The following is a 16,866-nucleotide window of genomic DNA, read 5'->3' as shown; positions in this document are numbered from 1 at the left end:
ATTTCTGTTTGGCGGCTTTGACCCGCATAATGGAAGTTGGCGCATCGCGTAGCTAAAGTCTGCTTTGAGCCCAGAGTAACGGATGCTGCACCGTGCACGAATGTCTGCACTCGATGGTCAATCAGATTGGAACGGGCTAGCGTCGCGCAATGGCTAGCAGCTCTCACACTCACCGTCCCGACAACGTGCCTTTGGGTGTCGCCACGATCATCGGGACCGTGCTGGCATTGTCTTTGGGCGATGCTCTTATCAAGTCGCTCGGTGGCGCTGGAGGAATGGGTCTGTGGCAGCTGTTTGCCGTTCGTTCGCTGCTGGCTTTTCCCGTACTACTGGGCGGTGCGATTGTTTTTCTTAACAGAACCCGTTTGGCACCTCAGTCGGTTGGCTGGATCATCCTGCGGTCCCTTTTGCTGACCGCAATGTGGATCGCATATTATTTGGCATTGCCACTACTCCCCTTGGCCGTCGCCGCTGCTGCTTACTACACTCTGCCACTTTTCATTGTGGCGTTTGCCGCGTTGTTTGGTGGCGAGTCTGTTGGGCGCCCTCAATGGGTCGGTGTTGCGCTGGGATTCGTTGGTATTCTGCTTGTTTTGAGGCCGGGAGGAGAGGCCTTTGTCTGGGCTGCGTTGCTGCCCATCTTGTCGGCCATTCTCTATGCGTTGGCGATGATCCTGACCCGCACCAAGTGCCGTAATGAACATCCCGCAACACTCGCGCTTGGCTTGAATGCGACCTTTATTGTTGTGGGTGTCGCCGGGCTCGTTATCGGCTGGACCCTTTCCTTAGAAGCACCCGGATTCCTTTCACCAGAGTGGACTGCTATGGGGGCGGCGGAATGGCAAACGACGGCAATTCTGGCAAGCTTGATCCTCGTCGCCTCGGTCGGAACGGCTGTAGCCTACCAAGCTGCGCCCGCTTCGACCGTCGGCACTTTCGATTTTGCCTATGTAGGGTTTGCCTTGATCTGGGGAGCGTTGTTTTTCGCAGAGCGTCCCGACACCGTGGCGCTTTTTGGGATCATGCTCATCGTAGTTGCCGGGGTGCTAGCCGTTCGACGGACCTGAGATCAAATCGTTAGCAGACATTCGATTGAACAAAGGAAACGGCGGCTTCGTCCCACATAGCGGACCTACCCCGCTGCTTTTTCCTCAAGCTCCATCCATTCTTCTTCCGCCGCGTCCAGTTTCGCCTGACGGTCCAGCAACGCATCCGTCGCCTTCTGGAATTTCACCGGATGGTCGGTGAACAATGCGGGGTCGGCCATCAGCTCCCCCAATTTGCCAATCTCGGCCTCAAGGCGGGCAATCACGGCGGGCAATTCGTCAAGGCGGTGCTTTTCGGTGAAACTCAATTCCCCCGACGCGGCCTCTTTGACGGCCTCAACCTTGCCCTTTGATTTGGATTTCTTCGCCGCCACAGGTTCATCAATCGCCCGTTGGTTCTGATAATCCGTCCACCCGCCCGCGTAGGTCACGCAGCGCCCGTTGCCTTCCATCGCGATGGTCGTAGTCGCCACGCGGTCGATGAAATCACGGTCGTGGCTGACCAACAGCACCGTGCCCGGATAATCCCCCAACAGATCCTGCAACAAATCCATCGTTTCAATGTCCAAATCGTTGGTCGGTTCGTCCAGCACCAGCACATTGGATTCGCGCGCCATCAGTCGGGCCAACAACAGACGCGCCTTTTCACCACCCGACAAAGACCGCACGGGGGCACGCACCTGCGCCTCATCGAACAGAAATTCCTTGAGGTATCCAACCACGTGTTTGGGCTGGCCGCGCACCATGATCTGGTCGGCCTTGCCGCTCACCGCCATGCTCGGGTCCGTCGTCAGATTGTCCCACAACGTCGTGTGCGGGTTCAACTGCGCACGGGCCTGATCGAACACGGCGACATTCAGATTGGTGCCGGTCTTGATCGATCCATCGTCAGGTTCAACTTCGCCCAGCAACATCTTGATAAGTGTCGTTTTTCCCACGCCATTGGGGCCAACAAACGCAATGCGATCACCGCGATTTACCGTCAGATCAAACCCGCGCACGATGGTCTTGTCTTCGAATTCTTTGGTCAGCCCGAAGGCCTCAATCACCCGTTTGCCAGACGATTGCCCCGCATCCAACGCCATCGCCGCCGTGCCTTGGCGTTTGATCTGGCTCGACTTTTCGGCCCGCAAATCCTGCAGCGCGCGCAGGCGCCCCTGGTTGCGCGTGCGCCGTGCAGAAATGCCTTCAACCGCCCACCGCGCCTCTTCTTTGATTTTGCGATTCAGCTTGTGGCGCTGCATGTCTTCGTCTTCCCAGGTCTTGTCGCGCCATTCTTCAAAATGGGCGAATCCCTGTTCCTGACGGCGCACTTTGCCGCGATCAATCCACAGCGTCGCACGGGTCAACGCGTTCAAAAACGCGCGGTCGTGGGAAATCAGCACGAATCCGGTTTTCGTCTGGGACAATTCACGTTCCAGCCAGCGGATCGCCTCGATGTCCATGTGGTTCGTCGGCTCGTCCAGCAGCATCAGGCCCGGGGCCTCTGCCATTAGTTTGGCCAATGCGGCGCGGCGCCGTTCCCCGCCTGACGCGACGTTCACATCACGGGCGGGGTCAAATTTCAGCCCCTCGGCCACGGATTCAACGCGCCACATGTCGGATGCGTCCATATCGCTGGACGCATAATCGCCCAGTGTCGCAAACCCTTCCATGGTTGGGTCTTGTTCCATGTAACCCACGGACATGCCGGGCGCGACGGTCACACCACCGGTGTCGACCTCAACCAAACCGGCCATCACCTTGAGCAATGTCGATTTTCCCGATCCATTGCGCCCCACCAACGCGACACGGTCGCCCGGCTGAACGACCAAAGACAGGTCTTCGAAAACAGGATCACCGCCAAACGTCAGGGCGATATCGGTAAGTTGTAAAAGGGGTGCGCGTGCCATGGGGTCTGCTAACTTCGCACGCCGCGTTGTGCAAGTCCCTAGACGGACCTCAGCGCCTTTGCCCGCGCTGCCGGAATGGCCGAAATCTCGAGCCCTGTGAAAACATGCAGTGTGTTCATATCACGATCAATCACTGCATGGTCGCTGACCCAGCCCCCCATGCTCAGATATGTGCGCAGCAGCGATGGCAATTGGCCCAAGGCCGCAGCGTGATCGCGCACAGGTTTCGCCGCACGGCCAAACGCCACAACGTCGGGCGCACGCACGTCTGGCATCCAGGCATCCGGTGCCAAATGGCGCGCCGCCAGCAGATCAAACGCATCGCCGTAATGCGCCGCCTGCGTGCCTTCGAAGGATGCACACCCAAACAACAACCCCGCCGCTTGCGCATCCACATAGGCCGCCAACATCCCCCACGCGATGCGCAGTACATCACCGTCTTTCACATCCGGATGCACACAAAACCGCCCCAACTCGATCATCGGGTCGCGGTAGGACAAAAGTCGTTCTAAATCATAATATTGCGCGGAATAGCTCATGTTCAGTTCCGCACCGGACGCAAGGGCAAGAACGCGAAAACAGCACAGCACCCGCCCGCTGCTGTCTTCGACCAGAACATGATCACAGCGACCGTCAAACTGGTCGGTATCCAGCCCATCCGCCAGCGCAGGCCGCCCCGCAGATTCGACAAAACACAAATGACGCAACGCAGCCGCCGCCGCCAGATCCTCTGCCCCTTGGGCAAAGCGCGCGACATAGCCGCCACGATGCAGCGCGTCCGGCAGGTTGGGTTGGTTGTCTTTGGCCATGCGATCAGGCCTCAATCAAAAGGGTCAGGCCCCTCACCCGTCGCCCAAAAGATCACCGGCATTGATCTGGCCGATAGACCCGAACAACTGGCGAATGAACGTGGTGTCACGAATGTTGTCTTGCGTCACACGGCGCGACAGCGCGACAACATTGCCGTTCTCCAGCCCGAAACGTTCGACGTTTTCAACAACCCCGTCCGCGTCAAACGTAATCGCAACGACTTCGCGGTCGATTTCCTTGGGCTCAAGCGGGCCCAGCAGGCGGAACCGGCTTTGCACATAAAAGAACCCGCCCCCGTTTGACGCACCCCCCGCCGTGGGCGGCCCGACAACATCGGCAACAGTGTCACGCGTGTCCACGCCCACCAGCACTTCGGCCAGTTGATCATCCGTCGGGGCATACCCGTGATTGCGGTAAAGGGTCGTGCAACCGACCGACATCAATAAAACGCATCCTGCAAGAATGGCGCGTGATTTGCAGCCTGTGAACGTCATCCGTGTCCTCAACATCTTTTCTTGCCTTATTGCGTGGCGGCTTTAACGCATTTACAGCCATTGTGAGACGTTATTCAAGGGTGCCCGCACATGGCCGATCTGCCGACCCATCCCATCCGCCTTGCCGACCTCAACAATCGCAAGCGCGCACATTTCACGATTGAACCGGACAGCGACGGGCGCAAAGCCATCGCAACCGCGCTCGACGTGCTGCAAATCAAGAAGCTGAAATTCGACGGCGCGCTGATCCCCACGGGCCGGCGCGACTGGCGGATTGAGGCGCGACTGGGCGCCACCGTGTCCCAGGCCTGCGTTGTCACGCTCGATCCCGTCACCACCCGCATCGACGAAGACATCATGCGCAGCTACGTGTCCGATTGGGACGTTCCCGATGACGAAGAAGTCGAAATCGAAGCCGAAGACACCGACGATCCCCTCCCCGATACTCTTGATCTGATCGAAGTCATCATCGAGGCCCTCGCGCTGGCCCTGCCCGCCTATCCACGCAAAGACGGCATAGAGGCCACCGTGGTCGGCGTCACGGAACCGGGCAAAGCGGTGATGACAGATGAGGACGCACGCCCCTTTGCGGGTCTGGCTGCCCTGCGCGCAAACCTAGAAAACAAAGGCGACAGCGACGACTAAACCCTCGTCTGGAAAAAGGTTGCCAATCAGCAAAATCGCAGTATGTTCGCGCCTTCTCTGGAATGAGGTCTCGACAGGCTGGCGGTTATGTCCTACAGCCCCCCAAGAGCTCTGAGAGAGCACGAAATTCACACGGCCCGCGACGCACCGATGGGCCCACTATCCGAGGTTGTCACAATGGCTGTCCCACAGAATAAAATCTCCAAATCCCGCCGGAACAACCGTCGGTCCCATCACGCGCTTGGTGATGCGAACCCGAACGAATGCACATCCTGCGGTGAGCTGAAGCGCCCACACCACGTATGCCCGTCTTGCGGCAACTACGCGGACCGCGAAGTGATCGCACAGGCCGACGAAATCGATCTGGACGACGACGCAGCGTAAGCCGTAGGGTACGGTTATGACATCGTCTGACACCGCCCCTTCTTCGCTCGTATTATCTGTCGATGCCATGGGCGGCGACGAAGGACCCGCGCCAATTGTCGCGGGTCTTGCGCGTTTCCTGGCCAAGAATGCGGGCGCCCATGTGCTTCTCCACGGGCCCGAGGCTGAACTTAAGCCTCTGATCGAAAAGCGCAAAATCACCAAATCTGTCACAATCGTTGATGCGCCCGACGTCGTCGCGATGACAGACAAGCCATCGCACGTGATGCGCCACGGCAAATCCACATCCATGTGGTCCGCCATTGAATCAGTGCGCGCCAAAGACGCATCCGTCTGCGTGTCATGTGGCAACACAGGCGCGCTGATGGCCGTGTCCATGATCCGCCTGCGCAAAGCAGAAGGCGTGAACCGCCCCGCCATCGCCTGCCTTTGGCCGTCCCGGAACGCCGCAGGCTTCAACGTGATGCTCGATGCGGGCGCTGACATCCGCGCTGACGAAGAAGACCTTTTGACCTATGCTCTCATGGGCGCATCCTACGCGCGCAACGGTCTGGGCCTCGCTCATCCGCGTGTTGGTTTGCTCAATGTCGGGGTCGAAGAACACAAAGGCCGCGCCGAACTCAAGGTTGCCCATGACATGATCGCAAAGGCCGCCCCGCGCGGTGATTTCGATTATGTGGGATTCGTTGAAGGCGGCGATCTACCCTCCGCGCGCGTTGATGTGATCGTCACAGATGGTTTTACCGGCAATGTCGCGCTGAAAACCGGCGAAGGCACCGCGAACTTTATTTCAGAATCACTGCGCGCCGCCTTCAAGGCGACCCCGTTTTCACGCATCGCGGCCCTTCTTGCCGCGACGTCCCTTGGCCGTTTGAAGAAAAAGATCGACCCCCGCCGCGTCAACGGCGGCGTTTTTCTGGGCCTCAACGGCACCGTCATCAAAAGCCACGGCAGCGCGGATGCCACAGGCGTAGAAGCCGCGTTGGTGCTGGCCGCCCAGCTGGGCCGTTCCGGCTTTAGTGACAAGCTCGCCGCGCGGGTTGCATCAGCCGCCGTGCTTGCCCAAGATGGCGAAAATGACGCGACGGACCAAAACGGCGCGAACGACAAGGACGAGAAGAACACATGACCCTGCGCGCAATCGTTCGTGGCGTCGGCCACTACCTGCCCGACCGCGTCGTTCCCAATTCAGAATTCGAAGCCACGCTCGACACGACAGATGAATGGATCAAAACAAGATCCGGCATCGAACGCCGCCATTTTGCCGCCGATGATGAATTTACATCTGACCTCGGCACGAAGGCCGCGCAGGCCGCCTTGGACATGGCAGGCCTAACCGCGAATGACATCGATGCCGTCATCGTCGCGACCTCAACACCGGATATGACGTTCCCCTCGGCTGCGACGATGATCCAGCAAAAACTGGGGATGGAACGTGGTTTCGCCTATGACGTTCAGGCCGTGTGCGCCGGATTTGTCTACGCGCTGGCCAACGCCAACGGCATGATCCTGTCAGGTCAGGCCAACCGCGTGCTGGTGATCGGCGCCGAAACATTCAGCCGCATCCTTGATATGACAGACCGCGGCACCTGCGTTTTGTTCGGCGACGGCGCGGGCGCGCTGATCCTCGAAGGCCAAGACACAGACGATGATCGCGGCATCCTCGGCGTTGATCTGAATTCCGACGGACGCTACCGCGATATGCTTTATGTGGATGGCGGTATGACCAGCGGCCAGACCGGTTTCATCAAGATGCAAGGCAACGCATTGTTCCGCCAAGCCGTTGAAAAACTTGCCTCAACCGCCGACACCGCCCTGATAAAGGCCGGAAAATCCCACGACGACGTCGATTGGATCGTGCCCCATCAGGCCAACATCCGCATCATTCAAGGCACCGCCAAAAAGCTCGGCGTGAGCATGGATAAGGTCGTTGTCACCGTTCAGGACCACGGCAACACCTCCGCCGCCTCTATTCCGCTGGCTCTGTCTGTCGGCGTGGCACGCGGCCAGATCAAACGCGGCGATCTGCTCGTCACCGAGGCCATCGGCGGCGGGCTCGCATGGGGTGCCGTCGTTCTGCGTTGGTAAGCCCAAACAACGCCCGACAACCCCTTGTTATTGACTCTGTTTTTACCCATCGCCTAAGGTTGGTCCAATCAAGGGGGACACGATGACCAATAAGACACTGACGCGCATGGATTTGGCAGACGCCGTACACGAAGAAGTAGGCCTGTCGCGCAACGAAAGCGCCGACCTCGTCGAAAGCGTACTGGGGCAAATGTCCGATGCTCTCGCGGATGGCGACAGCGTTAAGATTTCGTCCTTCGGCACGTTCAGCATCCGTGACAAAGCGGCCCGCATCGGCCGCAACCCCAAGACAGGCGAAGAAGTGCCAATCACGCCCCGCCGCGTGCTGTCCTTCCGCCCAAGCCATCTGATGAAAGACCGCGTCGCTGCGGGCAACAAGGGCTAAGCGCCCGAAGGGTAAGGCCAAATGTCCAAATCACGCGACGCGTTTCGAACAATTTCCGAAGTCTCCGACGTACTGGACACGCCCGCACACGTGCTGCGGTTCTGGGAAAGCAAGTTCACACAAGTCAAACCCGTGAAACGCGCAGGCGGGCGGCGCTATTACCGCCCCGCCGATGTTGACCTGCTCGCCGGGATCAAACAGCTGTTGCACGACGACGGAATGACCATCAAAGGCGCGCAAAAACTGCTGCGCGAACAAGGCGTTAAACACGTATCGGCCCTTGGCGCGGAACACCTCAGCAATGACGCAGCCGATGCCCCCGTGGTCGAAGCCGCGCCCACGCCCCCAACACCTGAACCCGAATCCGCACCCGACGCTGACGTCGGCATCACAAACATCGTGCCGTTGCCCGCATCCCCTGCGCCGGGCCCGAAATTGTCGCTCAATCTAGGCGCAAAGCCGGAAACCGACACACCGCAACCCGCCGCCGCGTCCCATTCCGACATCCCCGCCGATCCATCCGATGCCGACAGCAAAGCCAACGCGCGCCTGTTTCATCTGTTGCACAAAACCCCGCACGACAAACTGGCCGCGCAGGCCGGCGCAATCGCCCCCCTTCTTCAGCGGATGCAGGTTTTGCGCGACCGGATCGACACCCGCTAACCCCGTGGGCGCAAAGATGCGTTTTACGCCTTGCCCCGCGCCCGATTTGCGGTATGACGTCCACCAAGTCGGGCCATGGCGCAGCCTGGTAGCGCGTCCGTCTGGGGGACGGAAGGTCGCAGGTTCGAGTCCTGCTGGCCCGACCATTTCAAAACCGCCCGCCGCGCACCTGCGCACGCGGGCGTTTTTGCATCTAAGACCAGAGGCATAACATGAAAAACGGCGTTCTTTCCGACACCCAGATCTCTGATTTGATCGAAGGCGGGGCCATCACCGCATCCCGCCCGTTTGATGCGGGTCAGGTGCAACCGGCCTCGCTTGATTTGCGATTGAGCCACCGCGCCTACCGGGTCCGTGCCTCGTTTCTGGCAGGGCGCGGGCAAACCGTGCGCGCCCGCCTCGATCAATTCACCATGCATGAAATTGACCTTAGCGATGGTGCTGTTCTCGAAAAGGGCTGCGTTTACGTCGTCCCCGTGATGGAACATCTGTCCCTGCCAGCGGGCATGACTGCGGCGGCCAGCGCAAAATCATCCATCGGGCGGCTGGATATGTTGACCCGCATCATCACCGACAACGGCGTTGAATTTGACCGCGTGCCAGACGGTTACGATGGGCCTTTGTTCGTGGAAATCTGCCCACGCTCCTTCTCGGTTCTGGTGCGGCCGGGCTTGATGCTGAACCAGATTATTTTTCGCCACGGCAAGACCTTCATCAATGATGACGACCTGACAGCCCTGCACGCCAAAACGCCGATTGTGAACGGGCCCGCCGTTATTTCCGACGGGCTTGGCTTTTCGGTTGATCTCAAACCTCAGGACGGTGATTTGGTCGGGTATCGTGCGAAACCCCACACAGGCGTGATCGATCTGTCCCAGATCGGTCATTACGATCCGGCCGATTTCTGGGAAGAAGTGCGCACAACAGACGGTCGTATCATCCTTGATCCGGGCGCGTTCTACATCCTCGTCAGCCGCGAAGCGATTGCGATCCCACCCGATTGTGCCGCCGAAATGGCCCCCTATCTTGCGATGGTGGGTGAATTTCGGGTGCATTACGCCGGTTTCTTTGATCCCGGCTTTGGTTGGGACAGCGCAGGCGGGTCCGGTTCTCGCGGTGTGTTAGAAGTCCGCTGCCACGAAGCCCCCTTTGTCCTTGAACATGGGCAAATCGTGGGGCGATTGGTCTATGAACATATGTCACAAACACCTGCTGCATTGTACGGACAAGACATCAAATCAAACTATCAGGGCCAAGGGTTGAAGCTGTCCAAACACTTCAAAGGTTAAGCCGCGATTTCATCCTTTTGGTCGCCCTCCTCCAGATCATCAAACAGCATCGGCCCCCGTTCATCGCCAAGCTCGTATTGGATCGGTGCCTGATCATGACCAGAGTTTTTGGTGATATGCAGCGCCATATCCGCGCGGGTCATCATCTCTGCGGGGCCGCGATCTTCTGATTGCATCTGCGCCATTCCAAACGGCGCAATGATATCCATAGGTTCGCCGTCCAGTCCCGCCGCAAAGGGGCTGTTGGCATCCTGAAGCGCTGCGCGCAAACGCCCCGCCACAACGTCCAGATCAGACCGCTCCTTGATCTTGAGAAGAATGATAAACTCCTCCCCGTTCCACCGGCCCAACGCGTCATGATCACGCAATTGCGGCTGGATCGTCGCGGCCACCCGTTCAAGCACGTTTTCGGCGGGGTCATGGCCAAAGGTCTCGTTGATGCGCAGGAAATACTCCACATCCAGCAGCAGTATCCCGAACATTGTGCCGGAACTTTTGAATTCCACCCACGAACTGTCCAACATTTCAGAAAGGCCAAACCGGTTCAGCGCCTTGGTTTGCGGATCAATCCGCGCAAGCATCGCAACTTCGCGTTCCGCCCGCCGCCGCGCAACATCCGTACTTTCAAGGTGGGACGCCGTGACCAACAAGATCATCAACATTGACCAGGAAATGATCGACACCATCCCGGCCTCATAGGGAATTGATGTCGCGCTGATGTTGCGCACGCTGTGCAAGAAAAACCCGCACGCCCACGGAACAGCAATGGCCGCCAACGCCATGATGCGGGTTTGATGGCCTATATTTCCCGCTAAAAAGCAAACCCGAACAAGCGGGCGGTGAATGTACAACGTAATCATACAAACCGCCGCGCACGTCAGCCCCAACAGCGTAAACGCACCAACATCACCGTTGAAAAACGTCAGCCCGTAACTGATTTCCAGCAAAGTGTTGAACACCGTCGCACAGCCAACCAGCAAAATCACGATGCCCCATCGCCCCAACCCCTGCCGTAAAACGGTCGCCAACCCGAACGCGCCCAATGCCAGGGCCGCTTCGACACTGAAACGCCCACTAAACCCGCCAATGGGCCCGAATATATCAAGCGACGGCGCGCCCGCAGCATAGGACACTTCGGCCTGCATCAATCGCGTCGCACACACAGCGATAACAACCGCCCCCAACATATGCCGCCATATCGGCGTGTGCCCGAACCTATCCATTTTCAGAACACCAAACCCGATCGCGAACAAACACAGCGCTGTAACGGGGTGCGTCGCCGATCTGTCGCCAAGCGGGCGCAGCAGCGGATCAACGCCAAAGTAATTGGCCGCAAGCCCCAACACCGCAAGGCACATGGTCGCCGCCGCCAAAGGCACGCGCAAACGCAGCACGAACCGAATATAGTTGAATTGGCCGTTGGCCCGCATGTTCGACTTCACAAATGCCATTCTCAACCTCCGCTTTGGGTTGGAACGACTTATCGCGCGCACGCCTTAACAAAAGCTGTAGTGCCGTGCCTCAGAACTTGCTGATACGGCGCAACATGCGGGTCGCTTGGCGCAATCCCTTACCATTTTGCTGCCCCTGTCGGTTCATCTTGCGCGCCTCGGGGCTTTCATCGCGGGTCTTACCGCCACGGTTTGTCGCCGCCTTGATGCCAGAGTTTACGCCCTTATTAACAAGGCGTCTCAGGATCATGCTCAACAGTCGTTCCATGGGGTAACCCTCCGGTTGGTTAGGCCATTATATAGGATGCATCGGCCTTAACCCAAGGATTACAGGCAAATTCTGACAAATTGAGGGCACATTTGCGAAAATCCCTCAGGTTTCGTCAAACATCTCGGACTGATCGCCGTCATCCTCGTCACCATCGTCGTCCTCAACCAGCGCACCGACACCGGGTGCGGGGCGGCTTTCAAGAAGTCCAGCAGAGCGCAATTCCTTCAGCCCCGGCAGATCGCGCGCGCCCTCAAGCCCGAAGTGATCAAGGAAATTCTGCGTCACCACGAACGTCACAGGGCGCCCGGGCGTCATGCGGCGGCGGCCAAATCGCACCCATTCCAGCTCAATCAGTTGATCAATCGTGCCGCGGCTCACGCTCACGCCGCGGATTTCTTCGATCTCGGCGCGGGTAACGGGCTGGTGATAGGCCACAATCGCCAAGGTCTCGACAGCCGCACGCGACAGTTTGCGCGTCTCAACCGTTTCTTTTTGCATCAAAAACCCAAGGTCAGGCGCTGTGCGCAACGCCCATGCATCCCCGACCTTCACCAAGGCCACGCCGCGCCCCTCGTAGCGTTTGCGCAGATACACCAGCGCCTCTGCGGGGTCGCACCCATGGGGCATCCGGCCCGCCAATTCGGCCACTGTTACGGGGTCTGCGGTGGCAAACAAAATCGCCTCGACCATGCGTTCCTGTTCCCCCATGGGGGGCGCTTCGAACAGGCTTTCTTCTTGTTCGATCTTGTCTGGCGCGTCGCTCATCGGTCTTTCTTTCTGATTTGTATGGGCGCGAAAACGTCGCCTTGGCGCAGCTCGATCTTACCCTCCTTGGCAAGTTCGAGCGAGGCTGCGAATGTCGATGCCGTCGCAGATCGCCGCTTTACGGGGTCCAGTTCCCAGCCTTCGGGCAGATAAGATAAAATATCCGTCCACTCACCTGCAAACCCGATCAGCCCGCGCAAACGGCCCAATGCTTCTTCCATGGTGAACACCTTTTCGCGGTCCATCACGAAGGGGCGGAATTCATCCTTGGTGCGGATGCGCGCATAGCCCTGCATCAGGTCCAGCAGCGTCGCCGTATAGGTGACACGCCGTGTGCGGGTGACGTCCTCGGTGATGCCACGGGCAAAGAAATCGCGCCCCAACTGGTCGCGCGCCATCAGTTTCGCCGCAGATTCCCGCATCGCCGACAACCGTTCCAGCTGAAACGCAAGATGCGCGGCAAGCTCCTCACCCGACGGCCCCTCTTCGGTGGGATCAGGGGGCAGCAGCAAACGCGATTTCAAAAACGCCAGCCATGCGGCCATCACCAGATAATCCGCCGCCAGTTCCAGCCGCAAATCACGGGCTTTGTGGATAAAGGCCAAATACTGCTCGGCCAGCGCCAACACGCTGATCTGGCGCAGATCAACCTTTTGGGTGCGCGACAGCGTCAGCAACAAATCCAACGGCCCTTCGAACCCGTCCACATCAACGATCAACGCTTCCGCGGCAAGGCGGTCGTTTACGTCACTTTGGAAACTCTCAAGATCAGACATCGCACCCTTCGTGGGGCGCGATTACGGGGCCGCCCTCATTAGGTCGTCAAATTCCTCTGACAGCGCGCCAATGTCAACGGGCGTAGGCGGTTTGCGCCAGCTCAGCGCGGCCTCTGCGCGGGCCTGTGCCGCGTCACTCATCACGCCGACAGCCTGCGCCACGGCAATGATTTCGCCCGGCTTGCCGTTAGAATGCAAAATCACATCACATCCGGCGGCAATCGATGCACGGCTGCGCTGCGCCACATCACCCGACAGCGCCTCCATTGAAATGTCGTCGGTCATCAAAAGCCCACCAAACCCGATGTCATTGCGGATCACATCCATCATGATGCGGCTGGTGGTGGCGGGGTTCTGATCGTCAATATCTTCAAACACAATATGCGCGGTCATCCCCATCGGCATATCTGCCAGCGCCTTATAGGGCACGAAATCCTGTTCATCGAGGAACGCCCGCGTCGCGCCGACCCGTGGCAAATCCTTGTGGCTGTCCACGCTCGCCAATCCGTGCCCAGGGATATGTTTGACGACGGGCAAAACACCCCCCGCCAAATGCGCCTGCGCCACCGTGCGCGCCGCGTCCATCACCGTAACCGCCGTGTCACCATAACAGCGATTGCGCAAAAACGGATGCGTCACCCGCCCCGCAATATCACCACAAGGCGCGCAGTTCGCATCAATCCCGACAGCGCGCAGTTCCGCCGCAATCAGGCGATACCGCAGCCACATGGCGCGGATCGGATCATCGGCCTGCGCCATCTGCTCCATCGGGGGCAGCCATTCGCGCCAATGCGGGCCGCGCATCCGCTGCACCCGCCCGCCTTCTTGATCAATCAAAATCGGCGCATCATGACCCGCCGCCGCACGCAGATCATCGCACAAACGGCGCACCTGATCGGGCGTGTCGATGTTGCGCGAAAACAGGATAAATCCGAACGGCGCAAATTCACGAAAATATGCGCGTTCCCAGTCGGTTATGTGGTGCCCTTCAGGCCCAAGAATGGCCGCGCCGAACCGCATTTAACGCACAACCACCGGAATACAATCAGACCCTTCGGCAGACAGCGCGGCACAGAACCGGCGCGCATCGCTCAGGTCTTCGAACCCCATGGCGCGCAGGCGAAAGAACGTGCGCCCGCCCGATGTGGCCTGCTGGATCACCTGATCCTTACCATCAAAGAAATCCGGGAAACGGGCGGTGAAACGCACCCATTCGGTCGCCGCAATATCAGGGCTGTCAAACGCACCCAATTGCACCAGCTTCGTGCCAACCGGAATAGCCGCCGTGGTCACTTCGCCCGTCACAGGCGTTGCAGCCGCCGTGGTAGTCGCCGCCACAGCAACAGGCACCGCGCGATTGGCAGGGCGCCCCGCAGGACGAATTGAGCGGCGCACACCGGGCACCGCATCAGGAATAATATCAGGATTAACGCTTACGCCGTTCACTGCGACCTCAATCGGGGCGGTCTCGCCCTCGGCCAGATCAGCCATCGGGGCCGCCCCTGCCGCAATCTGGTCCGCCAACGCCAAAACGTCTTCGGCCGTCAGCGGCGTGGATGGATCAACGGGCGTCGTCGTGGCGGCAGCCAAAACAGGCGCTTCGTCTGTGGTGTCCAATGTCGTGGCAACAGCCTCGGCAATCGCTTCGTTGGGGGTGGGCGCGACTTCGTTCGCCTCGGCCATGGACACAGTCGGTTCAACCTCCATGTCCTCGGCCTGCAAATTCACACTGCTCGGCGCCAGCACAAGGCGGTCCTCGGGTTCAGCGGCACCGCCATCTGCGGGCACGGAATTGACGGACAATCCAACATGGGTCGCGATCTCTCCACCGGGGTTTTCCGGCGCGATCCGCATTTCGCCTTCCATGGCGCGCACAACAGGCACCCCCGTCACATCGCGCATCAAAAGCTTGTACCCCCAAACTCCGACGCCCCCGATCAGCACAACTGAAATCGCGGCCGCTGCGATGTTTACGAATTTCCCTGCCCCGACTCCTGCTGGAATCCCTGCGTTGCCCGTGTTCGGGCCTGCGGTAAAGTCTGCCATGTGTCTGCCTCACTGGACGAAGTTTACCCCCGTCCCTGTTTTAACGCCTCTTGGCCCCAGACACGTGCGCTTTAGCGCATCTCTTCCGCTGGGGTTACGCCCAAAATACCCAAACCGTGGGAAATTACAACGCTTGCAGCACGGATAAGGGCGATTTTCGCCTGTGATGCCGGGATGTTGTCGTCTTGCAAGAACCGCAACGACGCATCGTCATTGCCACGGTTCCAAAGGCTGTGCACCTCTGACGCCAGATCATAAAGATACTGTGCCACGCGGTGGGGCTCATTGCTGCGCGCCGCGACTTCCACGACGCGCGGCCATTCGGCCATCTTCGCCGCCAGCGCATTTTCAGGTTCGGTTGCCGCCAGCGACATATCTGCCCCCGCAAGATCAGACAGATCAATTCCCGCATCCGCCGCCTTGCGCAACACGGAATGAACCCGCGCATGGGCGTATTGGACATAGAACACAGGGTTGTCTTTGGACTGCTCTGTGACCTTGTCGAAATCAAAATCAAACGGCGTGTCGTTCTTGCGCATCAGCATGATAAAACGCGCCACATCTTTGCCGACCTGATCCACCAGATCCTGCACGGTGATAAACGTGCCCGCCCGTTTGGACATCTTGAATTCGGACCCGTCTTTGAACAACCGCACGATCTGCGCCAGCTTGACGTCCAGCGGCACAGTGCCCCCGGACAAGGCCGCAACAGCCGCCTTCATCCGTTTGACATAGCCCGTGTGATCAGCCCCGAACACATCAACTAAGGCGTCGAAGCCTCTGGAAACCTTATCAAAATGATACGCGATGTCAGGCGCGAAATAGGTCCATGCCCCATCACCCTTTTGCACGGCCCGGTCTTCATCGTCGCCAAAATCTGTTGACTTGAACAACCATTGTTCGCGCGGCTGCCAATCATCTGGCATCTTCCCTTTGGGCGGCTTCAAGGTGCCCCAATAGATCAGGTCCTTGGATTTAAGATCGGCAATCGCTTCTTCGATCCGGCCCGTCCCGTACAAAGATTTCTCAGAGAAAAAATTGTCCATCTTGATGCCAAGGGACGCCAGATCTTCGCGCACAAGGTCCATCATGGCATCCGTGGCAAAGACGCGAACGTCGGCCAGCCAGACGTCTTCGGGTTGATCGACATAGGCATCACCAACCTTGTCTTTCAATGCCTCACCCGCCGCGATCAGATAGTGACCGGGATAGGTGCCATCCTCGAACGTCACCTCTTGGCCGTGGGCCTCAAGGTAGCGCAAATAAACAGACCGCGCGACAACATCGACCTGCCCGCCGCCATCATTGATGTAGTATTCCCGCGTGACATCAAAGCCCGCGTAATCCAACAAAGACGCCAAAGCATCGCCAAAAATCGCGCCGCGCGTGTGCCCTACATGCAACGGACCCGTCGGGTTGGCGGACACATATTCGACGTTTATCTTCTTGCCTGCGCCCAAATCGGACGTGCCGAAATCAGGTTGCGTCAGCGCGGCCTTCACGACACCCGCCCACACAGACGCATCCAGCCGCAGGTTCAAGAACCCCGGTCCCGCCACCTCTGCCGACACGATCCGCGCATCGCCCATCAGCTTGGCGGCCAGTGCATCCGCAATATCGCGTGGCTTTGATCCCGCAGGTTTGGCCAGAACCATCGCCGCATTGGTCGCCATATCGCCATGGCTCGCATCGCGCGGAGGTTCCACTGTCACGTTGTCAAAACCCAGCCCGTCGGGCAAAACGCCCTCGGTCGTCAGGTCAGTCAAACAATCGATCACAAGCGCGCGGATATCGGCGAACAGGTTCATAAGGCTTCCTTTCGGTGAATGGTCCGTTTAGCACCCCCATATCCCACGTCAAC

General features: G+C 59.0%; 18 protein-coding genes and 1 tRNA gene. 9 read left to right on the top strand and 10 right to left on the bottom strand.

Annotated elements, in window-relative coordinates; genetic code table 11:
* The first annotated feature begins 149 nt into the window (after positions 1 to 149).
* Positions 150 to 1,067, top strand: coding sequence for a DMT family transporter (locus tag L0664_RS14610; protein WP_235226621.1), 918 nt, complete (start codon positions 150 to 152; stop codon positions 1,065 to 1,067).
* A 65-nt stretch (positions 1,068 to 1,132) separates the two neighbouring features.
* On the opposite strand, the gene L0664_RS14605 is transcribed toward L0664_RS14610, so the two are convergent.
* Genes L0664_RS14605 through L0664_RS14595 form a run of 3 tightly spaced genes read right to left on the bottom strand, consistent with a single transcriptional unit; the run spans position 1,133 to position 4,257 of the window.
* Positions 1,133 to 2,938 carry an ABC-F family ATP-binding cassette domain-containing protein gene (locus L0664_RS14605; protein ID WP_235226620.1) on the bottom strand — a complete coding sequence of 602 codons (1,806 nt, stop codon included), beginning with the start codon at positions 2,936 to 2,938 and terminating at the stop codon, positions 1,133 to 1,135.
* A 38-nt stretch (positions 2,939 to 2,976) separates the two neighbouring features.
* Entirely contained in the window at positions 2,977 to 3,747 is a 771-nt protein-coding gene (locus L0664_RS14600; RefSeq protein ID WP_235226619.1) for a GNAT family N-acetyltransferase, read from the bottom strand.
* Between the two features lie 33 nt (positions 3,748 to 3,780).
* The gene (locus L0664_RS14595) at positions 3,781 to 4,257 is read right to left on the bottom strand and encodes an outer membrane protein assembly factor BamE (RefSeq protein ID WP_235226618.1); all 477 of its coding nucleotides are present in this window, start codon (positions 4,255 to 4,257) and stop codon (positions 3,781 to 3,783) included.
* A gap of 75 nt (positions 4,258 to 4,332) precedes the next feature.
* Here L0664_RS14595 and L0664_RS14590 point away from each other — a divergent pair, with 75 nt between their 5' ends.
* The 8 genes from L0664_RS14590 to L0664_RS14555 all read left to right on the top strand — a co-directional run bounded on the left by L0664_RS14590 (position 4,333) and on the right by L0664_RS14555 (position 9,696).
* Positions 4,333 to 4,887, top strand: coding sequence for a YceD family protein (locus L0664_RS14590; RefSeq protein WP_235226617.1), 555 nt, complete (start codon positions 4,333 to 4,335; stop codon positions 4,885 to 4,887).
* A gap of 177 nt (positions 4,888 to 5,064) precedes the next feature.
* Positions 5,065 to 5,271: a 50S ribosomal protein L32 gene (gene rpmF / locus L0664_RS14585; protein WP_235226616.1), complete on the top strand. Its 207-nt coding sequence runs from the start codon at positions 5,065 to 5,067 to the stop codon at positions 5,269 to 5,271.
* Between the two features lie 16 nt (positions 5,272 to 5,287).
* Positions 5,288 to 6,400, top strand: a complete 1,113-nt coding sequence (gene plsX, locus L0664_RS14580) for a phosphate acyltransferase PlsX (RefSeq protein WP_235226615.1) — start codon at positions 5,288 to 5,290, stop codon at positions 6,398 to 6,400.
* Positions 6,397 to 7,359, top strand: a complete 963-nt coding sequence (locus L0664_RS14575) for a beta-ketoacyl-ACP synthase III (RefSeq protein WP_235226614.1) — start codon at positions 6,397 to 6,399, stop codon at positions 7,357 to 7,359. Before plsX ends, L0664_RS14575 begins: the two co-directional genes overlap by 4 nt.
* A gap of 82 nt (positions 7,360 to 7,441) precedes the next feature.
* Entirely contained in the window at positions 7,442 to 7,744 is a 303-nt protein-coding gene (gene ihfA / locus L0664_RS14570) for an integration host factor subunit alpha (protein WP_235226613.1), read from the top strand.
* 21 nt (positions 7,745 to 7,765) lie between these two features.
* The gene (locus tag L0664_RS14565; RefSeq protein WP_235226612.1) at positions 7,766 to 8,407 is read left to right on the top strand and encodes a MerR family transcriptional regulator; all 642 of its coding nucleotides are present in this window, start codon (positions 7,766 to 7,768) and stop codon (positions 8,405 to 8,407) included.
* Positions 8,408 to 8,476: 69 nt separating this feature from the next.
* Positions 8,477 to 8,553: transfer RNA gene (locus tag L0664_RS14560), tRNA-Pro, on the top strand.
* Between the two features lie 66 nt (positions 8,554 to 8,619).
* On the top strand, positions 8,620 to 9,696 hold the full coding sequence (locus tag L0664_RS14555) for a 2'-deoxycytidine 5'-triphosphate deaminase (protein ID WP_235226611.1): 1,077 nt from the start codon (positions 8,620 to 8,622) through the stop codon (positions 9,694 to 9,696).
* On the opposite strand, the gene L0664_RS14550 is transcribed toward L0664_RS14555, so the two are convergent.
* The 7 genes from L0664_RS14550 to argS all read right to left on the bottom strand — a co-directional run bounded on the left by L0664_RS14550 (position 9,693) and on the right by argS (position 16,813).
* Positions 9,693 to 11,147 (bottom strand): GGDEF domain-containing protein, encoded by a 1,455-nt coding sequence (locus tag L0664_RS14550; protein ID WP_235226610.1) that lies wholly within the window; start codon positions 11,145 to 11,147, stop codon positions 9,693 to 9,695. The two genes, L0664_RS14555 and L0664_RS14550, sit on opposite strands and share 4 nt — an antisense overlap.
* Positions 11,148 to 11,217: 70 nt before the next feature.
* The gene (locus L0664_RS14545) at positions 11,218 to 11,415 is read right to left on the bottom strand and encodes a hypothetical protein (protein ID WP_235226609.1); all 198 of its coding nucleotides are present in this window, start codon (positions 11,413 to 11,415) and stop codon (positions 11,218 to 11,220) included.
* 105 nt (positions 11,416 to 11,520) lie between these two features.
* The gene (scpB, locus tag L0664_RS14540) at positions 11,521 to 12,183 is read right to left on the bottom strand and encodes an SMC-Scp complex subunit ScpB (protein ID WP_235226608.1); all 663 of its coding nucleotides are present in this window, start codon (positions 12,181 to 12,183) and stop codon (positions 11,521 to 11,523) included.
* The gene (locus L0664_RS14535) at positions 12,180 to 12,959 is read right to left on the bottom strand and encodes a segregation and condensation protein A (protein ID WP_235226607.1); all 780 of its coding nucleotides are present in this window, start codon (positions 12,957 to 12,959) and stop codon (positions 12,180 to 12,182) included. The genes scpB and L0664_RS14535 overlap by 4 nt, the downstream gene beginning before the upstream one ends.
* A 21-nt stretch (positions 12,960 to 12,980) precedes the next feature.
* A complete protein-coding gene (locus L0664_RS14530; RefSeq protein WP_235226606.1) occupies positions 12,981 to 13,979 on the bottom strand; it encodes a glycoside hydrolase family 3 N-terminal domain-containing protein in 999 nt (332 codons plus the stop codon).
* A complete protein-coding gene (locus L0664_RS14525; protein WP_235226605.1) occupies positions 13,980 to 15,005 on the bottom strand; it encodes an SPOR domain-containing protein in 1,026 nt (341 codons plus the stop codon).
* Positions 15,006 to 15,076: 71 nt separating this feature from the next.
* Entirely contained in the window at positions 15,077 to 16,813 is a 1,737-nt protein-coding gene (gene argS / locus L0664_RS14520; protein WP_235226604.1) for an arginine--tRNA ligase, read from the bottom strand.
* Positions 16,814 to 16,866 lie beyond the last annotated feature (53 nt).

Origin of the sequence: Octadecabacter dasysiphoniae, from assembly GCF_021532615.1 — a bacterium.
Classification (GTDB): domain Bacteria; phylum Pseudomonadota; class Alphaproteobacteria; order Rhodobacterales; family Rhodobacteraceae; genus Octadecabacter; species Octadecabacter dasysiphoniae.
The sequence above is the reverse complement of the archived record's forward strand: the minus strand, read 5'-3'. Positions and strand labels throughout refer to the sequence as shown.

What these genes read in the sequence shown, in the direction of transcription:
- L0664_RS14590 (WP_235226617.1), top strand. Translation starts at nt 4,333, where the DNA reads ATGGCCGATCTGCCGACCCATCCCATCCGCCTTGCCGACCTCAACAAT.
- ihfA (WP_235226613.1), top strand. Translation starts at nt 7,442, where the DNA reads ATGACCAATAAGACACTGACGCGCATGGATTTGGCAGACGCCGTACAC.
- L0664_RS14525 (WP_235226605.1), bottom strand. Translation starts at nt 15,005, where the DNA reads ATGGCAGACTTTACCGCAGGCCCGAACACGGGCAACGCAGGGATTCCA.
- L0664_RS14565 (WP_235226612.1), top strand. Translation starts at nt 7,766, where the DNA reads ATGTCCAAATCACGCGACGCGTTTCGAACAATTTCCGAAGTCTCCGAC.
- L0664_RS14550 (WP_235226610.1), bottom strand. Translation starts at nt 11,147, where the DNA reads ATGGCATTTGTGAAGTCGAACATGCGGGCCAACGGCCAATTCAACTAT.
- L0664_RS14600 (WP_235226619.1), bottom strand. Translation starts at nt 3,747, where the DNA reads ATGGCCAAAGACAACCAACCCAACCTGCCGGACGCGCTGCATCGTGGC.
- argS (WP_235226604.1), bottom strand. Translation starts at nt 16,813, where the DNA reads ATGAACCTGTTCGCCGATATCCGCGCGCTTGTGATCGATTGTTTGACT.
- L0664_RS14535 (WP_235226607.1), bottom strand. Translation starts at nt 12,959, where the DNA reads ATGTCTGATCTTGAGAGTTTCCAAAGTGACGTAAACGACCGCCTTGCC.
- L0664_RS14545 (WP_235226609.1), bottom strand. Translation starts at nt 11,415, where the DNA reads ATGGAACGACTGTTGAGCATGATCCTGAGACGCCTTGTTAATAAGGGC.
- rpmF (WP_235226616.1), top strand. Translation starts at nt 5,065, where the DNA reads ATGGCTGTCCCACAGAATAAAATCTCCAAATCCCGCCGGAACAACCGT.
- L0664_RS14610 (WP_235226621.1), top strand. Translation starts at nt 150, where the DNA reads ATGGCTAGCAGCTCTCACACTCACCGTCCCGACAACGTGCCTTTGGGT.
- L0664_RS14575 (WP_235226614.1), top strand. Translation starts at nt 6,397, where the DNA reads ATGACCCTGCGCGCAATCGTTCGTGGCGTCGGCCACTACCTGCCCGAC.
- L0664_RS14595 (WP_235226618.1), bottom strand. Translation starts at nt 4,257, where the DNA reads ATGTTGAGGACACGGATGACGTTCACAGGCTGCAAATCACGCGCCATT.
- L0664_RS14605 (WP_235226620.1), bottom strand. Translation starts at nt 2,938, where the DNA reads ATGGCACGCGCACCCCTTTTACAACTTACCGATATCGCCCTGACGTTT.
- L0664_RS14555 (WP_235226611.1), top strand. Translation starts at nt 8,620, where the DNA reads ATGAAAAACGGCGTTCTTTCCGACACCCAGATCTCTGATTTGATCGAA.
- scpB (WP_235226608.1), bottom strand. Translation starts at nt 12,183, where the DNA reads ATGAGCGACGCGCCAGACAAGATCGAACAAGAAGAAAGCCTGTTCGAA.
- plsX (WP_235226615.1), top strand. Translation starts at nt 5,288, where the DNA reads ATGACATCGTCTGACACCGCCCCTTCTTCGCTCGTATTATCTGTCGAT.
- L0664_RS14530 (WP_235226606.1), bottom strand. Translation starts at nt 13,979, where the DNA reads ATGCGGTTCGGCGCGGCCATTCTTGGGCCTGAAGGGCACCACATAACC.